General features: G+C 38.2%; 16 protein-coding genes. 2 read left to right on the forward strand and 14 right to left on the reverse strand.

Features of this window, described 5'->3' with window-relative positions; translation table 11 throughout:
- Nucleotides 1-33 precede the first annotated feature (33 nt).
- From bcd to ACM5BR_RS08055, 3 genes are all read right to left on the reverse strand, one after another.
- Complete coding sequence (gene bcd, locus ACM5BR_RS08045; RefSeq protein WP_416827159.1) at nucleotides 34-1,128, reverse strand: branched-chain amino acid dehydrogenase; 1,095 nt, start codon at nucleotides 1,126-1,128, stop codon at nucleotides 34-36.
- Nucleotides 1,129-1,155: 27 nt separating this feature from the next.
- A complete protein-coding gene (gene yqiS / locus ACM5BR_RS08050) occupies nucleotides 1,156-2,046 on the reverse strand; it encodes a phosphate butyryltransferase (protein ID WP_416827871.1) in 891 nt (296 codons plus the stop codon).
- A 144-nt stretch (nucleotides 2,047-2,190) separates the two neighbouring features.
- Nucleotides 2,191-4,236 carry a sigma 54-interacting transcriptional regulator gene (locus tag ACM5BR_RS08055; protein WP_416827160.1) on the reverse strand — a complete coding sequence of 682 codons (2,046 nt, stop codon included), beginning with the start codon at nucleotides 4,234-4,236 and terminating at the stop codon, nucleotides 2,191-2,193.
- A gap of 100 nt (nucleotides 4,237-4,336) precedes the next feature.
- On the opposite strand from ACM5BR_RS08055, the gene ACM5BR_RS08060 reads away from it, so the two are divergent.
- Nucleotides 4,337-4,576: a DUF2627 domain-containing protein gene (locus ACM5BR_RS08060; RefSeq protein WP_416827161.1), complete on the forward strand. Its 240-nt coding sequence runs from the start codon at nucleotides 4,337-4,339 to the stop codon at nucleotides 4,574-4,576.
- Between the two features lie 398 nt (nucleotides 4,577-4,974).
- Nucleotides 4,975-5,112, forward strand: coding sequence for a YycC family protein (locus tag ACM5BR_RS08065; protein ID WP_416827162.1), 138 nt, complete (start codon nucleotides 4,975-4,977; stop codon nucleotides 5,110-5,112).
- Nucleotides 5,113-5,305: 193 nt separating this feature from the next.
- Here ACM5BR_RS08065 and spo0A read toward each other — a convergent pair whose 3' ends face one another.
- From spo0A to nusB, 11 genes are all read right to left on the reverse strand, one after another.
- A complete protein-coding gene (gene spo0A / locus ACM5BR_RS08070; protein WP_416827163.1) occupies nucleotides 5,306-6,097 on the reverse strand; it encodes a sporulation transcription factor Spo0A in 792 nt (263 codons plus the stop codon).
- 279 nt (nucleotides 6,098-6,376) lie between these two features.
- Nucleotides 6,377-7,660, reverse strand: coding sequence for a SpoIVB peptidase (gene spoIVB, locus ACM5BR_RS08075; RefSeq protein ID WP_416827164.1), 1,284 nt, complete (start codon nucleotides 7,658-7,660; stop codon nucleotides 6,377-6,379).
- 106 nt (nucleotides 7,661-7,766) lie between these two features.
- Nucleotides 7,767-9,506 (reverse strand): DNA repair protein RecN, encoded by a 1,740-nt coding sequence (recN, locus tag ACM5BR_RS08080; RefSeq protein ID WP_416827165.1) that lies wholly within the window; start codon nucleotides 9,504-9,506, stop codon nucleotides 7,767-7,769.
- A gap of 90 nt (nucleotides 9,507-9,596) precedes the next feature.
- The gene (ahrC, locus tag ACM5BR_RS08085) at nucleotides 9,597-10,046 is read right to left on the reverse strand and encodes a transcriptional regulator AhrC/ArgR (RefSeq protein WP_416827166.1); all 450 of its coding nucleotides are present in this window, start codon (nucleotides 10,044-10,046) and stop codon (nucleotides 9,597-9,599) included.
- A 227-nt stretch (nucleotides 10,047-10,273) separates the two neighbouring features.
- Nucleotides 10,274-11,116, reverse strand: coding sequence for a TlyA family RNA methyltransferase (locus ACM5BR_RS08090; RefSeq protein ID WP_416827167.1), 843 nt, complete (start codon nucleotides 11,114-11,116; stop codon nucleotides 10,274-10,276).
- A gap of 3 nt (nucleotides 11,117-11,119) precedes the next feature.
- The gene (gene dxs, locus ACM5BR_RS08095) at nucleotides 11,120-13,012 is read right to left on the reverse strand and encodes a 1-deoxy-D-xylulose-5-phosphate synthase (RefSeq protein WP_416827168.1); all 1,893 of its coding nucleotides are present in this window, start codon (nucleotides 13,010-13,012) and stop codon (nucleotides 11,120-11,122) included.
- 291 nt (nucleotides 13,013-13,303) lie between these two features.
- Nucleotides 13,304-14,194 (reverse strand): polyprenyl synthetase family protein, encoded by an 891-nt coding sequence (locus ACM5BR_RS08100; protein ID WP_416827169.1) that lies wholly within the window; start codon nucleotides 14,192-14,194, stop codon nucleotides 13,304-13,306.
- Nucleotides 14,191-14,424 carry an exodeoxyribonuclease VII small subunit gene (locus ACM5BR_RS08105; protein ID WP_416827170.1) on the reverse strand — a complete coding sequence of 78 codons (234 nt, stop codon included), beginning with the start codon at nucleotides 14,422-14,424 and terminating at the stop codon, nucleotides 14,191-14,193. The genes ACM5BR_RS08100 and ACM5BR_RS08105 overlap by 4 nt, the downstream gene beginning before the upstream one ends.
- Nucleotides 14,399-15,769 (reverse strand): exodeoxyribonuclease VII large subunit, encoded by a 1,371-nt coding sequence (gene xseA, locus ACM5BR_RS08110; RefSeq protein ID WP_416827171.1) that lies wholly within the window; start codon nucleotides 15,767-15,769, stop codon nucleotides 14,399-14,401. The genes ACM5BR_RS08105 and xseA overlap by 26 nt, the downstream gene beginning before the upstream one ends.
- A gap of 12 nt (nucleotides 15,770-15,781) precedes the next feature.
- On the reverse strand, nucleotides 15,782-16,645 hold the full coding sequence (gene folD, locus ACM5BR_RS08115) for a bifunctional methylenetetrahydrofolate dehydrogenase/methenyltetrahydrofolate cyclohydrolase FolD (RefSeq protein WP_416827172.1): 864 nt from the start codon (nucleotides 16,643-16,645) through the stop codon (nucleotides 15,782-15,784).
- 23 nt (nucleotides 16,646-16,668) lie between these two features.
- Entirely contained in the window at nucleotides 16,669-17,061 is a 393-nt protein-coding gene (gene nusB, locus ACM5BR_RS08120) for a transcription antitermination factor NusB (RefSeq protein ID WP_416827173.1), read from the reverse strand.
- Nucleotides 17,062-17,269: the final 208 nt, after the last annotated feature.

Genomic DNA, 17,269 nt, shown 5'->3' on the forward strand with positions numbered 1-17,269 from the left:
TAAACTGTAGCAAGATGGATCCATCCATCTTCTTTATCTTCTACTTAAAATGTGATGACCATTTTGTAAAAAGGTGCTTCTAGATTGTTTCATTCTTTGAATTCGTTCTTCTGCAAGGCGGTCCGCTGCTAGGTAAGTTGGAATGCTATCCCGTTTTGAAATCTCAATTACTTTCGCAAGTGTTTGATAGATTCCTTCTACTTTATTTAGCGCACGTTCTCGATTATAGCCGTACAATTCGTCAGCTACATTGATTACGCCACCTGCATTAATAACATAATCAGGTGCATATACAATGCCCATATTATGAATCACTTCTCCATGCCGCGCTTCTCTTAATTGGTTATTGGCAGCACCTGCAATCACCTTTGCTTTTAATTGAGGAATCGTTACATCATTAATAATGCCTCCAAGTGCACATGGAGAGAATATATCACACGGTACGCTGTATATCTCATTCGGTTCAATAGCAGTAGCTTGAAATTCCTCTACCGCAGATTGTACAGACTCCTTATGAATATCCGTTACAATAAGTTTGGCGCCTTCTGCGTACAAATGCTTACATAGATTGTAAGCAACGTTGCCTACTCCTTGCACAGCAATTACTTTGCCCGCTAAGCTATCGCTTCCGAACGCCTCTTTTGCTGCCGCTTTCATACCGCGATACACACCAAAAGCAGTAACCGGTGATGGATTTCCCGAGGAACCAAAGGACGGTGAAATGCCAGTAACAAAATCCGTTTCTTCATGAATAATATCCATGTCAGCAACAGTCGTACCAACATCCTCAGCTGTAATATAGCGGCCATTTAAGCCTTGAATAAAACGACCAAAAGCTCGGAACATAGCCTCATTTTTATCTTTACGCGGATCTCCGATAATAACCGTCTTCCCACCACCGAGATTCAATCCTGCTGCTGCATTTTTATAGGTCATACCTCTAGAAAGACGCAATGCATCCTCAATAGCAGCTTCTTCAGAATCGTACGTCCACATTCTTGTTCCTCCTAGAGCTGGACCTAACGTTGTATCATGAATCGCAACAATAGCTTTTAGTCCTGACTCTTTATCTTGGCAAAACAATAATTGTTCGTAATCATAAAATTCCATATTTTTAAATAGTTCCATACGTACTCCCCTTTCGATGTTGCTGCATTATGCAGTTGCTACAGCTAAAGCAAGAGAATATAATTTCGCCTCAGCCGTATCGGCACGTGATGTTAATACAATTGGTGCTTTCGCTCCTGCAACGATTGCACCTACTTTTGCATTAGCAAAATATACAAGCGATTTATAGAGAATGTTACCTGCTTCAATATCAGGGACGAGTAAAATATCTGCTTCGCCTGCTACCTCACTAACAATTCCTTTATGCGCAGCAGCAATACTAGAAACAGCATTATCGAAAGCAAGCGGCCCATCCACAATACAGTCTTTGATTTGACCACGACGGTTCATTTGTGTTAAAAGAGCAGCATCTACAGTTGCTTGCATAGCGGGATTCACGAGCTCTACAGCAGCAAGTGGTGCCACTTTCGGCTTTTCTATTCCAATTGCTCTCACAACGTGGACAGCATTTTTCAAAATAGCTGTTTTCCCCTCTAAATCAGGTGCAATATTCATAGCTGCATCTGTTACTGTAATTAAGCGGTTATAATTAGGAACTTCAAATACTGCTACATGAGATAACACATTGCCTGTACGTAACCCGTACTCTTTATTAAGTACAGCTTTTAAAATAATGGCCGTACTTATATTTCCTTTCATAACAATGTCCGCATTCCCACTACTGACTGCTTGCACTGCTAATCGTGCAGCATCTGCGCCCACCGCATCATAGACTTTAATTTGATCATTCGAAGTCAAATTGTATTTTTTCATCATAATAGAGATTGTTTCTGCGTTTCCATATAAATGAAAGTTTGCAAGATCAGCCTTAATTGCTTCGGCGATAGCAAGCATAACTTCTTCATCATCTGCTGCTGCAACAGCAATTGTCTTTTTTGATTGTTTAACTGCTTTCTCAATAAGCATATTTAATGTCATCTTTGAATGGTTCATTCTCTTCGTCCCTCACTTATGTATCATGCAAAACTTATGCCATATTTATCGTATCTTGTTCCCCATCTATTACACGACATGCGTAGATATCTCACTAAAAACCACGCAATAATTTTCATAGTATGAAAATTATTGCGTGAATTTTTTTGCACGTTCGTATTTTTCAAGCTTGTTGTATAAACTTCGTACTGAAATTCCTAACGCTTGCGCTGTTTTTGTTTTATTGCCATGAAACTTTTCCAAATATTGCGTAAGAACATTTCCCTCAAATCGTATAACCATTTGATCAAGGGATGCCTGGCTATCATAATCTATTGTGTTTACTTGTTTAAATTTTGACGATAGTATAGAAGGTAGATGCTGTAAATCAAGGAGTGATTCATTGTTCTTCATAAATATAACAGCACGTCCTAAAACATTTTCAAGCTCCCTGACATTTCCTGGCCAATGGTACTGCTGCAAATATGCAAGAGCTGCATCCGTAATTCCTTCTATGCTTCGTCCATAATCTATATTTATTTTTTGAAGGAGCCATGATGCAAGTAGAGGAATATCACTTTTTCGCTGCCGTAACGCCGGAATGAAAATTGGTATTTTATTCAAGCGATAGTATAAGTCTTCCCGAAATACTCCATCGGTAATAGCCTTTTCTAAATTTGTATTTGTTGCTGCAATAACGCGAACATCAATGGGAATTGGCTTTGTTCCCCCTACTCGAACAATTTCCTTTTCCTGCAGTACTCGTAATAGCTTTGCCTGTGTGCCGACTGGCATTTCTCCTATTTCATCGAGGAAAAGGCTGCCGTTATTTGCCTCCTCGAAAAAACCACGTTTTCCGCCGCGCCTTGCACCTGAAAAAGCCCCGTCTTCATACCCAAATAATTCACTTTCTAACAGTGATTCAGATAGAGCAGCACAATTCACCCGAATAAACTTATTATATTTCCGTGAACTGCTGTTATGGATTGCATGGGCGAATAGTTCCTTTCCCGTCCCAGATTCTCCGCGAAGAAGAACGGTTACTGGAGTATTTGCGGCAAGCTTAGCTTGCGTAACAGCAATTGTCATTTCTTCCGAGATGCCTACAATATCCTCAAACGAATATTTCGCTTCTAGTGTACGAATGATTTGTCGTGCTTGCTTTAATTCATTCGTTAGTTCTTGAATTTCTGAAACATCGTGAATGATACCAACGCTTCCTTTCAAGATTCCACCAACAATAACAGGAGCTACATTTACTATGACATCTCGCTTTGTTTGTCCAACTTTCATACGAACTCTTCGAAATGGGCGACGAGATTGCAATACTTTCATATGAATGCTTTCCCCTTCGGCAATATCTGCAGTTGCCGGCTTTCCAATTACATCCTCTTGCGTAAAGCCTGTTATTTTCGTATAGGCAGGATTTATTAATATTCCAATACCATTTTCATCAACAACAGAAATAGCTTCCTCAGAAGAATGAATAATTGCATGTAATAGCGTTTCAATATCTTTTAAGTTTGTTATTTCTTCGCTTAGCATGACCATTTCCGTAATATCTGAAAAAACTGAGATAGCTCCTCTTACCTTACCTTCTCTACTTAGCATCGGAATGCGAGTTGAAATGACTTTCTTCCCATTTTCTAATACTACTTCTCGATGAATCTCTGTTTGTTTTGTGCGAAGAATGTAAGGTAGCCTGCTATTTGGAATAAGGGTTTGAATCTGCTTTCCTAAAACCTCTTCATTTTTATATCCCGTAATCTCTTCTGCACTTTTATTAAAAAGCGTAACGACAGCATTCTCATCTACTACAATCATTCCCTCGTGTATGGAATGAAAAATAAATTCGTTTTGCTGTATTTGCTCATTTAAATGTAATAGGAGAGCATCCTTTTCTAGAAGAAGTGAGATGATGATCTTCGTAACTTCTGTTGGAATAACAAGCGGTTTTGTCATTCCCTTCCTGTTCAAAAGACTATAATCATTGGTTGTATAGAAGATGACATCGATTTCATCTTGCATACCGTCATAACTCGTTTTCATACCATATTGTTTTGCTAATTGAATACCAGGTGCATCATCCTTACCATCAATTATGGCTACTACTGTTATGCTTGTTAATGTATACAACAAACGCAGTAAGGTGCAGCCATCCTGATTCGCCCCTATAAGCAGCGCGTTTAGCTTCACCCATTCCAACTCCTTTCCAACATCAATCAACATCTACTTGACAAATCCTGGATAATTGTATGATGATTTTCTATATAGCAATTAGAAAGGGAGGATTCCTATGAATCGTATCATCGCTTTATTGCTAGCTCTGCTTCCCATTGTAATGGCTGTAATAGGAATTAAATTCATGAGGGATACTGTCTTTGCAATCCTTAATTCTCCCGTTCCTTCTCTTTCTATACAGTTCTTACTTGGTGCTTTTCTCTTTGGAGTTGGAATGTATCTCTTCGGCGGATTCATTTTATATCGAGATAAAAAAAGAAATAAAGTGCAATCACGCTTTCGAAAAGAGAGGTAATGTTCACTTAATTCTGTATTCGTACCTGTTAACAAGACCTTTTCATAAAACCTGATTTTAGTACTTGGTCATAATTTAATTTATACACGTATTCCTGAAAGAATACAAGTACATTTTCTAAGCAAATATGTATAATTTTATTTGTATACGTTGTTATTTTATCGGGATTTTACACTTGTTTACTTATCAAGTCCCTTATTTCAATCTCTATGTTATACTAGTCAAATACAGTGAAACTTCCCTCGGTGGGGGTTTTTTCTCATCCCCACCGAGGGTTAGTTGAACCAATCGGACTTTTACGGGCAGTTATCCCCCACTTAGCCTTTTCCGATTTCTCTAAGCCTTAAAAGTGGGGGTATTACTGCCCGTTAAAGCGGGATAAAGGGGGGAGCACACTTTTGCGTCCATTACAAATCACACCAGAAACTGCCATAAAGTTGTCTAAAGCGCTTAAGATGCCACTTGAGCAAATTATGCATATGCCGCAACATATTCTTATTCAAAAGCTTGCACAGCTTGAAAAGCAAGATAAATAAAGAAAAACAGACATATTTTATAATAAAAAAGGATTGAGGGGGAAATTATTCCTTCTAATCCTTTTTTCTTTATACTATCTTTATTTAAAAAGGATAAGAAAAAGGAGGCAATACAAAGGGGAGTCATCTCCCGTTTTGTATTCCCTCCTGTAATGAAAATATTATGTTTCGTAAACCAAGTTACTTAGTTCGTTCAAGAAGCCTTATGTTCAAGCCTTAGCTTATCAGCAACCATGGCTATAAATTCTGAGTTTGTTGGCTTTGCCTTTGACATCGATACTGTATAACCAAACAAAGAGGAAATGGATTCGATATTTCCACGACTCCACGCTACTTCAATAGCATGGCGAATGGCACGCTCAACTCGGCTTGCCGTTGTGTTATATTTTTTTGCAATATCCGGATACAAAACCTTAGTTATAGAGCCAAGAAGCTCTATATCATTATAGACCATCGAAATCGCTTCTCGTAAATACATATATCCTTTAATATGTGCTGGAACTCCAATTTCATGTATAATACTGGTTATACTTGCATCTAAATTCTTCGGCTTTCCATCAGTAGAAGAGCTAGAGCGATATGTAGGAATAGGTCGTTTTACTACAGCACTTGGTTTCCCGCTAACTTGACGAATATGACTGGTTAAGTTCTCCATATCGAAAGGTTTTAATACAAAATAGGATGCACCAAGATCTACTGCCTTTTTCGTAACATCTTCTTGCCCAAATGCTGTTAGCATAATAACATTTGGCTGCTGTTTATCCATCATACGTAACTTCTCCAATACCGCTAATCCATCTAGATGCGGCATAATAATATCTAGAACAAGAACGTCTGGACTTTTATCTTGAAGTAAATGCAAACATTCTTGCCCATTGTAAGCAACCCCAATTACCTCCATATCATCTTGTGCCGATACATAATCTTCTAGCATGGATACAAGTTCTTTATTGTCATCCGCTAGACAAACTTTAATCTTCTCCACTAATTTTTCCTCCCTTATCCCAATAAGCTTTCATCAAAGAAAAAAACCGAAAAGTATATGAATGAAGTTTTCGACAATTGCTTCTTATATCCTTTTAATATTTACTTAATTTACTAAAAAGTGGTCAAAACTTCTTCTTTTCTATCACTTTCTTGTTTTCTCCCAATTTATTCTAATTATTTCGTCACTTTTTTAGCTGTTTACAACACATCGCATGGTAATATCTATATTATACAACAATTAAAAGGAAAATTGATTACGAAAAAAAGCAAGCTAAAATCAGCTTGCTTTTTTATATTCCTCGTATATATTTATTCCTGCTTCTTGTAGCATCCATTCGATATGAACACCATATCCAGATGTTGGATCATTAACAAAAACATGTGTAACTGCCCCGATTAATTTACCATCTTGAATAATTGGACTACCACTCATTCCTTGTACAATACCACCAGTTTTTTCAAGCAATCGCTTATCGGTAATCTTTACGACGATTCCTTTTGTCGCTGGAAATTTTTGCGGAACACTGCTTACGATTTCAACATCGAAGGCCTCTACCTTATCCTTATCAATGACAGTGAAAATTTTAGCTGGTCCTTCTTTCACTTGGTTGGAAAGTGCAATAGGAAGTGCTCCATCCAAAATGTCGTTTTTCACTGGTTCACGCAGCTTTCCAAAAATCCCAAATGGGCTATTTGTCGTGATTGTCCCGATTACTTCACGATCAGGGGAAAATCTTGCTAGCTTTTCTCCCGGATCTCCGTTACTTCCTCGTTGAATCGAGGTAACGGTTGATCTAACGATTTGACCATTTTCCACTTCAATGGGTTTTTTCGTATCGTTATCTGAAATAACATGACCTAATGCACCATATTTCATGCTATCAGGATGAAAAAATGTCATCGTCCCGATACCGGCTGCAGAATCACGAATGTAAAGCCCAATGCGGTAGAAAGGATCTTGTTTGCTTTTTACTGGTAACAATTTGGTATGAAGGTATTTGCTATCTCGAAGAACTACAATATCAAGTGATTCGCCCGTTTTTCCGCTATTTTGAATAAACGGTGCAACGTCGTTCATACGTTCTATTCCTTTTCCATTAATTTCTGTAATCATATCTCCCACTTTAATGCCAGCTGTTTCACCAGGTGAAATTTTACCTGTTTCCGTTTCCACAAGGTGGTGCCCTACGACAAGTACACCTTTTGCATTCAATTTTACGCCAATGGATTGACCACCAGGGATCACTTTAAAATCCTTAAGCACTCTAACATTTACCTGTTTAACAGGTACTCCAGCCAGTTGTAAAACCATTTTTGCTTCTCCGCTTTCATGGGCAGCAACTGACTGATCCTTCTGATTTGCATTTATTGTAAAAATGGATGGATTCGTGGACATTGCTTGGAACACAGGACTAGATACTACTTGTGACTGTTGTCCTTCGAACAGAACAACTTGCTGCGGCATTGCAATAAATTCTCGAACAGGTTTGCAAAACCCAATTACGAGAAGCGAAACAAGGAGAAATGTACCTAATAGCTTACGAAAATGGTCAAACTTCATTTTTCACTCTCCTCGCTCCTTACCCACATTCAGCCATTGGCTTCATCATTTAATTTCTCCTTGTCTGCTTACGTTTATAACTGGGAGATATAAAAAAGCTATCCTTTTATTGGATAGCTTCTCCTGTCATTTTTATACACTGGGCTTGTTGCAGCAATTCTCGTGCATGCTGCTTTGTTACAACTGTTATTTCAGCACCCGAAAGCATACGAGCAATCTCTATCACCTTTTCTTCGTCTTGAAGTATGGTAACAGAAGTAATCGTACGTTCGTTTATAATTTTTTTGCTAATGAATAGGTGTTGATCAGCCATAGATGCAACTTGAGGAAGATGTGTAATGCATAGAACTTGAGAACCAACTGATACCCGTTGAATTTTCTCTGCAATGGCCTGCGCAACTCTTCCGCTAACCCCTGTATCGACTTCATCAAATATAACCGAGGTAACTCCTTGATGCTCTGTAAAAATACTTTTCAATGCTAAAATAATTCGTGATAATTCACCTCCAGAAGCAACCTTTGCTAATGGTTTTAGCGGCTCTCCTGGATTTGTAGATATATAAAATTCTGCTTGATCGTACCCGATGGAGGTCAACTTTACTGGTACACCATCTACAAGTGGATCGTCTATGGAGCCCGGAATTTTCTCCATTACAATTTTAAATTTTGTTTTTTCCATATATAGTTCCCGCAACTCTTTATGAATTGCATCTGTTAAGTGCTCTGCAAGCTTATGACGATATTCGCTTAGTAAGGTTGCTTCTTTTATACATGTGGTTTCCAGCTGCTCCAGTTGTTTTCTAGCTGTTTCAATAAGTACATCCTTATTTTCAATTGTAGATATTTCCGTTTGAATACTTTCTTCATATTCTAAAATTTCTTCTATGGTATTCCCATATTTTCGTTTTAGCATACGAATCTCATTTAATCTTGTTTCAATATAATCAAGACGATTTGGATCATATTCCATCATGTCTAATTTTTCTCGTAACTGATAGGCTACTTCTTCTAATAAATAATAGCTATTTGCCACCGTATCATACATTTCCTTTAATGATGCATCTAAATCTGATACAGTTTCCAGCCCACTCATCGTATTTCGGACATAATCTAATCCGCCATTTTCTTTAGTAAGCGATACATGCGCATCACCTATAGCCTTAAATATTTTTTCGAAATTCGCAATTTTGGTTCGCTCTTCCATAAGCTCTTGATCTTCATTCAGCTTTAAATCTGCTTTTTGAATTTCTTCATGCTGAAATTGTAATAGATCTAAACGTTGCGCCATTTTTTGTTCGCTTTCTGTTAATGACTTGAGCTGTTTTTTTGTATCCATATACTGGTTATACAATTTCTGATAGTTCGCAAGCTTGACCATCACTTCCCCATTATCATACGAGTCAAGCATAGATAAATGACGTTCCTCATTCATTAAATCTTGCGTTTCATGCTGTCCATGAATATCAATAAGCGTCTTCCCGATTTCTCTTAGGGCAGCTAGCGTTACAAGCTTACCGTTAATGCGGCACACGCTCTTGCCTGAATTCGAAATGTCACGCTTCAATATCATCATACCATCAGAAACATCTAAATCTAATTCCTGCACTTTTTCAAGACAAGGATGATTTTCTATATCAAAGTAAAACAGTCCCTCAATTTCTGCTTTTTCTGTTCCGTAGCGAACAAATTCAGAAGATCCTCTTCCACCTACCAAAAGACTGATTGCATCAATAATAATGGATTTACCAGCACCCGTTTCACCACTTAGAACGGTTAATCCCTTCTGAAACGAAATACTTAACTCCTCAATAATAGCAAAATTTTTAATTGATAATTCCGATAGCAACGCTACATTCACCTCATTCCATTATCACATGTAAAAAAAGAAAAAGCGATGATCGTTAAAATGCTATCTCCTATCTTTGAATGGGAATCCTTATAACATATTTAAAAATCGATCGGAGACAAATTGTGTATCCTCAGGCGTACGGCAAATGATGAGACAAGTATCATCTCCACAAATCGTTCCAAGAATTTCATCCCAATCTAGGTGGTCAATTAACGCTCCAATCGCATTTGCATTACCTGGTAAGGTTTTCAAGACAAGCATATGACCTGCAATATCAAGTTTAACAAATGCATCAACCATGCTTCGCTTTAATTTTTGAAGAGGATTAAAGCGTTGATCAGCTGGCAAGCTATATTTATATCTTCCATCTTGAAGAGGAACCTTTACTAAATGAAGTTCTTTAATATCACGTGATACCGTTGCTTGTGTTACATTAAAATTTTGGCTGCGCAAAATATCAACAAGCTCATCTTGCGTTTCAATTTCTTTATTAGCAATGATTTCACGTATTTTAATATGGCGCTGACCTTTATTCATTTTGTTGCACCTCGCAAACTCAAATATAATTCCATGTAAATACTCTTTCATTATGGTAACTCATAAACGATTTCTTGTACATTGCTGATTAATGACAATCGAACAAAAATTCGTTTTTTCCTAAGCAGGTAAATAGAATACGCGAAATGGACCGCACAGAAAACTCCCTATAAGTTCTGCATAACGGTCCATTTCCCATCAAAAATAAAAATATGAAAAGAATATTTTTATTCCTTTTCGTCAAGATCCCCTGCTTGTTTTAATTCTAGATGAGCTTTTCCTACTACTTCATGCGGTGAAAGGTGGAAATGATTTTCTCCGATTTCCCGTTCTCCAAGCCATTTCAAATGAATTAAAAATTCAATATTTCCATTTCCACCTTTAATAGGAGAAAACGTTATATGTTCAACGTCGTATCCTTCCTTTAATGCAAAATTCATAATCGACGTGACTACTTCTTCATGAACCTTTCGATCACGTACAATTCCTTTCTTGCCGACTTGTTCTCTTCCTGCTTCGAACTGCGGCTTTATTAAAGCAGCCACATCACTATTCGCAAGCAGAACGGTTTTTAATACGGGTAATATGAGTCTTAACGAGATAAAGGACACATCTATGCTCGCAAATTGCGGTAATCCGTGTGTAAGGTCAGCTGGAGATGTATATCGAAAATTCGTTCTCTCCATTACAATAACACGTTCATCCTGACGAAGTTTCCACGCAAGCTGATTGTATCCTACATCTAATGCATAGGAAAGCTTTGCTCCATTTTGCAACGCACAATCTGTAAATCCTCCCGTTGAAGCTCCAATATCAAGTACAATTTTATCCTGTAAATCAAGTTCAAATTCTTTTAATGCTTTTTCGAGTTTATAGCCGCCCCGACTAACATAAGGCATAACCTGCCCTTTAATAGTTAGCTGTGTGTCAACCGGAATCTTCTCACCCGGTTTATCCATACGTTCTTCATCACAGTAGACGAGGCCAGCCATCACAGCTCGTTTTGCTTTTTCTCTTGTTTCTATTAGCCCTTGTTCTACCAATAGTACATCTATTCGTTCTTTCTTCATACATTACGCCCTTTTTTGCTTAGATGGTAATAAAGCTGTTAAATGTCTAACCACTTCCGTTGCGGTTAATCCTATTTCTTCTAATAACTTCGTAACACTTCCATGTTCAATAAACTCATCCGGTATTCCCATACGATCAATCACAGCATGGGAAAATCCATTATCATGCGCAAATTCAAGCACGCTACTACCAAATCCACCTGCAAGGCAGGCTTCTTCAAGTGTAACAATTGGTATATGTTGTTCAAGTAAATGAGCAAGATAGGCTTCGTCCAGCGGTTTTATGAAACGAGCATTTACCACCTTCACTGATTTTCCGTTTTTTTCGAGTATTTTTGCAGCCTCAAGCGCCATTGAAATCGTAGTACCGAACGTTAAAATGGCTGCATCGGTTCCCTCATGCAGTGTTTCCCACGTTCCTATTGGGATTTCGTGCAATTCTTGATCCATTTGAACACCTAATCCATTTCCTCTTGGAAAACGCATTGCAATTGGACCATTATCATATTGGAATGCCGTGTAAACCATGTGCTGCCCTTCGTTTTCATCCTTCGGCATCATAATGACAATATTAGGTAAATGGCGCAAGAAAGCTATATCAAATACACCTTGATGTGTTTCACCATCTGCACCAACGAGTCCAGCTCGATCAATCCCGATAAACACATTTAAGTTTTGTCTGCAAACATCATGTACAACTTGATCATAGGCACGTTGTAAAAACGTAGAGTAGATGGCTAAGAAAGGCTTCATTCCTTGAGTTGCCAATCCAGCAGCCATTGTAACAGCATGCTGTTCAGCTATCCCTACATCATACATGCGATCTGGAAATTCTTTCGCGAAATTTTCCAGTTTTGAACCAACGGGCATTGCCGGTGTTATAGCAACAATTCGCGGATCTTTCTTTGCTAGCTGACGAGCCGTTTCACTTACAACCTTGCTCCATGCCGGTGGTGCAGACACCGGTTTTACAAAGTTTCCAGATTCAATCTTATAAGGACCAGTTCCATGCCATGTACCGATAACATCACTTTCAGCTGGCTTGTATCCCTTTCCCTTTTTCGTAATAACGTGCATAAGTACAGGGCCCTTTGTTTTCTTTGCATACTGGAGATTATCAAATAAACTGTTAAAATCATGTCCATTTACAGGTCCTAAATACGTGAAGCCTAGCTCCTCAAAAAAAATCCCTGAGACAAGCATATATTTTAAGCTATCTTTTACTCTCTCTGCTGTAGAAGCGAGCTTTCCGCCAACTGCAGGAATTTTCTTTAATAAATATTCAAGCTCATCTTTCGCACGGTTATATTTCCCGGCAGTACGCAAGCGACCGAGTACATTGTGAAGCGCTCCAACATTAGGGGCGATAGACATTTCATTATCATTTAAAATGACAATCATATCTTTTTGTTCATGACCAATATGGTTAAGAGCTTCTAACGCCATTCCACCTGTTAGAGCCCCATCCCCAATAATTGGAATTATATATTCATTTGTCTTTTTCAAATCACGAGCAATAGCCATTCCCATTGCTGCTGACAATGAGGTTGAACTATGACCGGTTTCCCATACATCGTGCTCACTTTCTCGTCGCTTCGGGAACCCACATAATCCTTTATATTGTCGTAATGTAGCAAAATCCTTTGCACGTCCTGTTAAAATTTTATGAACATAGGATTGATGTCCTACATCCCATAGAAATTTATCTTTTGGACTATTAAATACCTTGTGCAAAGCAATTGTTAATTCTACAACACCCAAGTTAGGTGCAATATGTCCACCCGTTTTTGAAAGCTCATGAATTAAAAACTGACGAATGTCAGCACTTAATTCAACCAGTTCATCAACGGACATTTGCTTTAGAAAACTAGGGTTTTGAATTTGGGTTAGATCCACAAGGATCACTCACTTTCGTTTCATAATCGAAATCATGTCACTTGAATTATTATAGATGTGATTTGGACAAGATAACAGAGTTGATTTATAAATATTGTCTAAAGCGCTATCATACAAAAAAAACTGTTTAAGAAAAAAGCGCCGCTAACACAAAGTGATAACGGCTTATTCCATCTATATATAGTTTTACCGATAAAAAATCATTTGTGTTTTTAGTTATATCATAATTTACAAAATTACTCAACAATCGTACATTTCATCGTTAAACTTCTGTACAGTAATTGTTCAATGTTAGTTTTTTCGTTTCGCAATTATTTCACATATTTGTAGCAAATACTCATCTGCTAACTGCATGGATGAAAGGGCTCGCTTTGCACTTTGAATCGTCGCGCTCAGCATTTGGTTTGCTTCTTCAATCGAGAATAAAGTCGCATAGGTACTTTTTTTATTTTCGATATCACTACCCACCGGTTTTCCAATTTCCTCTTCCGTACCTATTACATCTAAAATATCATCTTGTATTTGAAAGGCAAGTCCAATATTTCGTGCATAGTCAAGCAGCTGCCCTATTTCTTTTTCAGTAGCACCTGCTAGGATACAACCAGCCAAGACAGGAAATTCAAGAAGCCGGCCTGTTTTGTTTTTGTGAATATACTCAAGTTGACTAAGTGTAAGTGTATGCCCTTCCGCTTCTATGTCAGCAACTTGACCAGCAACCATTCCTTCTGGCCCTGCTGCCTTTGCTAATTCCCTAACAAGCCGTAAATTCATATTAGCCGTTACCATAGGATGAGAGTAGGAAGTAATCACTTCAAAAGCATACGTAAGAAGGCCATCGCCAGCCAAAATAGCAGTAGCTTCTCCAAACACTTTATGATTAGTAGGCTTTCCCCTTCTTAAATCATCGTCATCCATGCTTGGTAAATCATCATGGATAAGTGAATATGTATGAATCATCTCTAATGCACAGGCAGCCGGAATACCCATCTCTAAGTCTTTACCAAACGCATGCAGCGTTGCAAACAAAAGCAAAGGTCGAATCCGTTTCCCTCCTGCTTCTAACGAATACACCATCGCATCTTTCAAAACCGCAGGAGCCTCTAATTGTTTCGTATATATAACAACCTGCTTGTCAATAAGCGCTTTGTTTTCCTTTACAAAGTCAGAAAATGATGAACTCACTCTTCATCGCCTCCGACTGAAAATGGCTGCATATCTCCATTTTCACCTAAAATAACTGTCATTTGCTCTTGAGCCCGCTTTAATTTATCGTCACAAAGCTTAGAAAGCTCCATACCTTGTTTAAAATATAAAATCGCTTCCTCTAACGGGACATCGCCTTGCTCTAACTTCAATACAATTTGTTCTAAATCCGCAATTGCTTCTTCAAAGCTTTGTGTTTTCTTTTCCATCCCTTACTGCACGCTCCTCTTTTCCTGATACGCGACAATGCAACAGACCATCATGCAATTGTACAGAAATGTCATCGCCAGACTGCACTTGTTTTACGCTTTTTACAAGCTGTTTATCCTTATCATAGGCAATTCCATAACCTCGCATCATAATATGAAGTGGACTAAGCATTTCCAGTTTTTCAACCATTCGAGTGAAATCAAATTGTTTATGTTGGACATAAACTCTTATTTCTCGCTCTAATTGTTTTCGAAGCTGTTTCGAAATCGTGGTGGCTCGTGAAATACTATTTGCCGGATGATGCTTTTGCATTTGAAGCACAAGTTGCTGCAAACGATTTGTTTTTTTCTCTATATAGTTTACATTTGCTTGCGTAAGCGAGTCTAATAAACGATCAAGCTGTTCTTCTTTTTGCCCATACAATTGCTTAGGATAACGAAATGCATAGGATTTCTGCAATGATAGAAGCTGTTCACGTTTACTCTCAACTATTTCTTTCATCACACGTCCTAAACGAAGTGTCCGTTGCATAACCTTCTCTTCAAGCTCGAGAATATTAGGAACAGCAAGTTCAGCTGCAGCCGTTGGTGTTGGTGCTCGTAAATCTGCTACAAAATCTGCAATAGTAAAGTCTGTTTCATGTCCAACTGCCGAAATAACCGGGATATGACTAGCAAATATAGCCCTAGCAACTATTTCCTCATTAAATGCCCATAGTTCTTCAATAGATCCGCCGCCTCGTCCAACTATTAAAACATCTAATGTATTCATTTCATTAGCCTTTTGTATTGCACTAGCGATTGAAGGCGCTGCAAATTCTCCTTGTACATATACCGGAAATATAATGATTTTTGCAACCGGATATCGACGCTTAATGGTTGTAATAATATCACGAACAGCAGCACCTGTCGGAGATGTAATGACTCCAATCATTTCTGGATAGGGCGGAATGGCTTTTTTATTTGCAAGCGAAAAAAGTCCTTGCTCTTCTAACCGAGCTTTCATTTGTTCATAGGCCAAATATAAATTGCCAATTCCATCCGGCTGCATGTCGTGAACGTATAACTGATAATTACCGCCAGCTTCGTATACAGTTACCTGTCCTTTCAGAAGCACCTTCATTCCATTCTCCGGGGTAAAGGCTAAATTCCGATTGTAGCTCGAGAACATAACAGCTGAAATGCGAGCTCCTTCATCTTTTAATGTAAAATACATATGCCCACGGCTATGCAACTTAAAATTAGAAATCTCACCCTTCAGCAAAATAGATTGCAGGTGAGGATCTCGATCCAATCTTGCTTTCATATATTTGGTTAAAGCTGAAACCGTTACATATTTATCCATTCTCTTCAGTCCTTAGTTATGAACAATAGAAAGATTACGTTCTGCTACTAAAACGGTGTTATGAAGTAACATCGTAATCGTCATCGGTCCAACACCCCTTGGCACTGGCGTAATATATCCTGCTACATTTAATACATCATCAAAATCAACATCACCGCAAAGTTTACCCGTTTCCAATCGGTTTACACCAACATCAATAACAACAGCCCCCTGCTTTACATAATCAGCTGTAATCATCTTTGGTTTGCCAACAGCAACAACGAGAATGTCTGCCATCTTCGTTATTTCTTTCAAATTAACGGTTCTAGAATGGGTATAGGTAACCGTAGCGTTTTCATTTAGAAATAATTGTCCAACTGGTTTTCCAACAATATTACTGCGTCCAACTACAACAACATGTTTGCCGTTTATATCAATTTGTTTTTCTTTTACGAGCTCTATTATACCGTGCGGTGTACAAGGAAGAAGTGTATCTTGTCCTATCATCATTCGACCGATGTTGATTGGATGGAAGCCATCTACATCTTTTAATGGGGAAATGCGTTCAATAACAGCTTCCTCACGTATATGTTTAGGTAATGGCAGCTGTACGAGAAGACCGTGTATATGTACATCCTCATTCACTCGGTCAATTTCTTGCAACAATCGTTCTTCAGTAATAGTTTCCGGAAATTCGATTAGTTCAAAATGAATACCAGCTTCTTCACTTGCCTTTCCTTTTCCTCTTACATAGGAACGTGAAGCAGGATTATCCCCAACTAAAATTACGGCTAAGCCTGGAGTAATTCCATTTGCCTTCAGAGCTTCTACACGTTCTTTAATTTCCTGTCTTTTCTTCTGTGCAATTTCTAACCCCTTAATAAGTTCAGCTGTCATGATTTCTTCCTCCCCTTATTCATTTACATAGATTCTTTTACTTTTGAAAGAACGCCGTTGATAAAGCGGCGAGATTCTTCATCCCCAAAAACCTTTGCAATTTCGATAGCCTCGTTAATAGAAACATTTTCTGGAATTTCTTTCATGTAAATAAGTTCAAAAACTGCTAGGCGCAAAATATTTCGATCAACCGTACCCATCCGATCAATTGTCCAGTTTTCAAGATTTTTTTCAATTATTGAATCGATTTCCTCTTTATGTTCTAAAACACCTAGCACAAGCTGTTCTAGAAACTCATTCTTCTCTTCGCCTTCCTTTAATGTATTCAGCAAGGCTATTTTCGGATCAATTTCACCTGCAATATCTATTTGATATAATGCTTGCATCGCTTTTTCTCTTGACGTCCTACGTTTCATCGTAACTCTCCTTTTGCTTTACATCTATTCTATAGTATGTGATTTCATCCGAAATTACCCTCATTCATAAGCAGGTTACACATACACGATTTTACAAGCCAAACAACTGATAGGCTTATATGAAGCTAATATGAAGCTAGTCTGGCTAACCCCTAAGCACAAGCTGGGATCCCCCTCTTAGGGAAAAGTTTCACTTTATACAATAACA

The sequence above is a fragment of the Ectobacillus polymachus genome (assembly GCF_048159605.1).
GTDB classification, from domain to species: Bacteria; Bacillota; Bacilli; order Bacillales; family Bacillaceae_G; genus Ectobacillus; species Ectobacillus polymachus.

Excerpts from the sequence above, each read along its gene's own strand:
- ACM5BR_RS08060 (WP_416827161.1), top strand. The coding sequence starts at position 4,337 with ATGAATCGTATCATCGCTTTATTGCTAGCTCTGCTTCCCATTGTAATG.
- bcd (WP_416827159.1), bottom strand. The coding sequence starts at position 1,128 with ATGGAACTATTTAAAAATATGGAATTTTATGATTACGAACAATTATTG.
- ahrC (WP_416827166.1), bottom strand. The coding sequence starts at position 10,046 with ATGAATAAAGGTCAGCGCCATATTAAAATACGTGAAATCATTGCTAAT.
- ACM5BR_RS08090 (WP_416827167.1), bottom strand. The coding sequence starts at position 11,116 with ATGAAGAAAGAACGAATAGATGTACTATTGGTAGAACAAGGGCTAATA.
- folD (WP_416827172.1), bottom strand. The coding sequence starts at position 16,645 with ATGACAGCTGAACTTATTAAGGGGTTAGAAATTGCACAGAAGAAAAGA.
- ACM5BR_RS08105 (WP_416827170.1), bottom strand. The coding sequence starts at position 14,424 with ATGGAAAAGAAAACACAAAGCTTTGAAGAAGCAATTGCGGATTTAGAA.
- spoIVB (WP_416827164.1), bottom strand. The coding sequence starts at position 7,660 with ATGAAGTTTGACCATTTTCGTAAGCTATTAGGTACATTTCTCCTTGTT.
- yqiS (WP_416827871.1), bottom strand. The coding sequence starts at position 2,046 with ATGACATTAAATATGCTTATTGAGAAAGCAGTTAAACAATCAAAAAAG.
- nusB (WP_416827173.1), bottom strand. The coding sequence starts at position 17,061 with ATGAAACGTAGGACGTCAAGAGAAAAAGCGATGCAAGCATTATATCAA.
- xseA (WP_416827171.1), bottom strand. The coding sequence starts at position 15,769 with ATGGATAAATATGTAACGGTTTCAGCTTTAACCAAATATATGAAAGCA.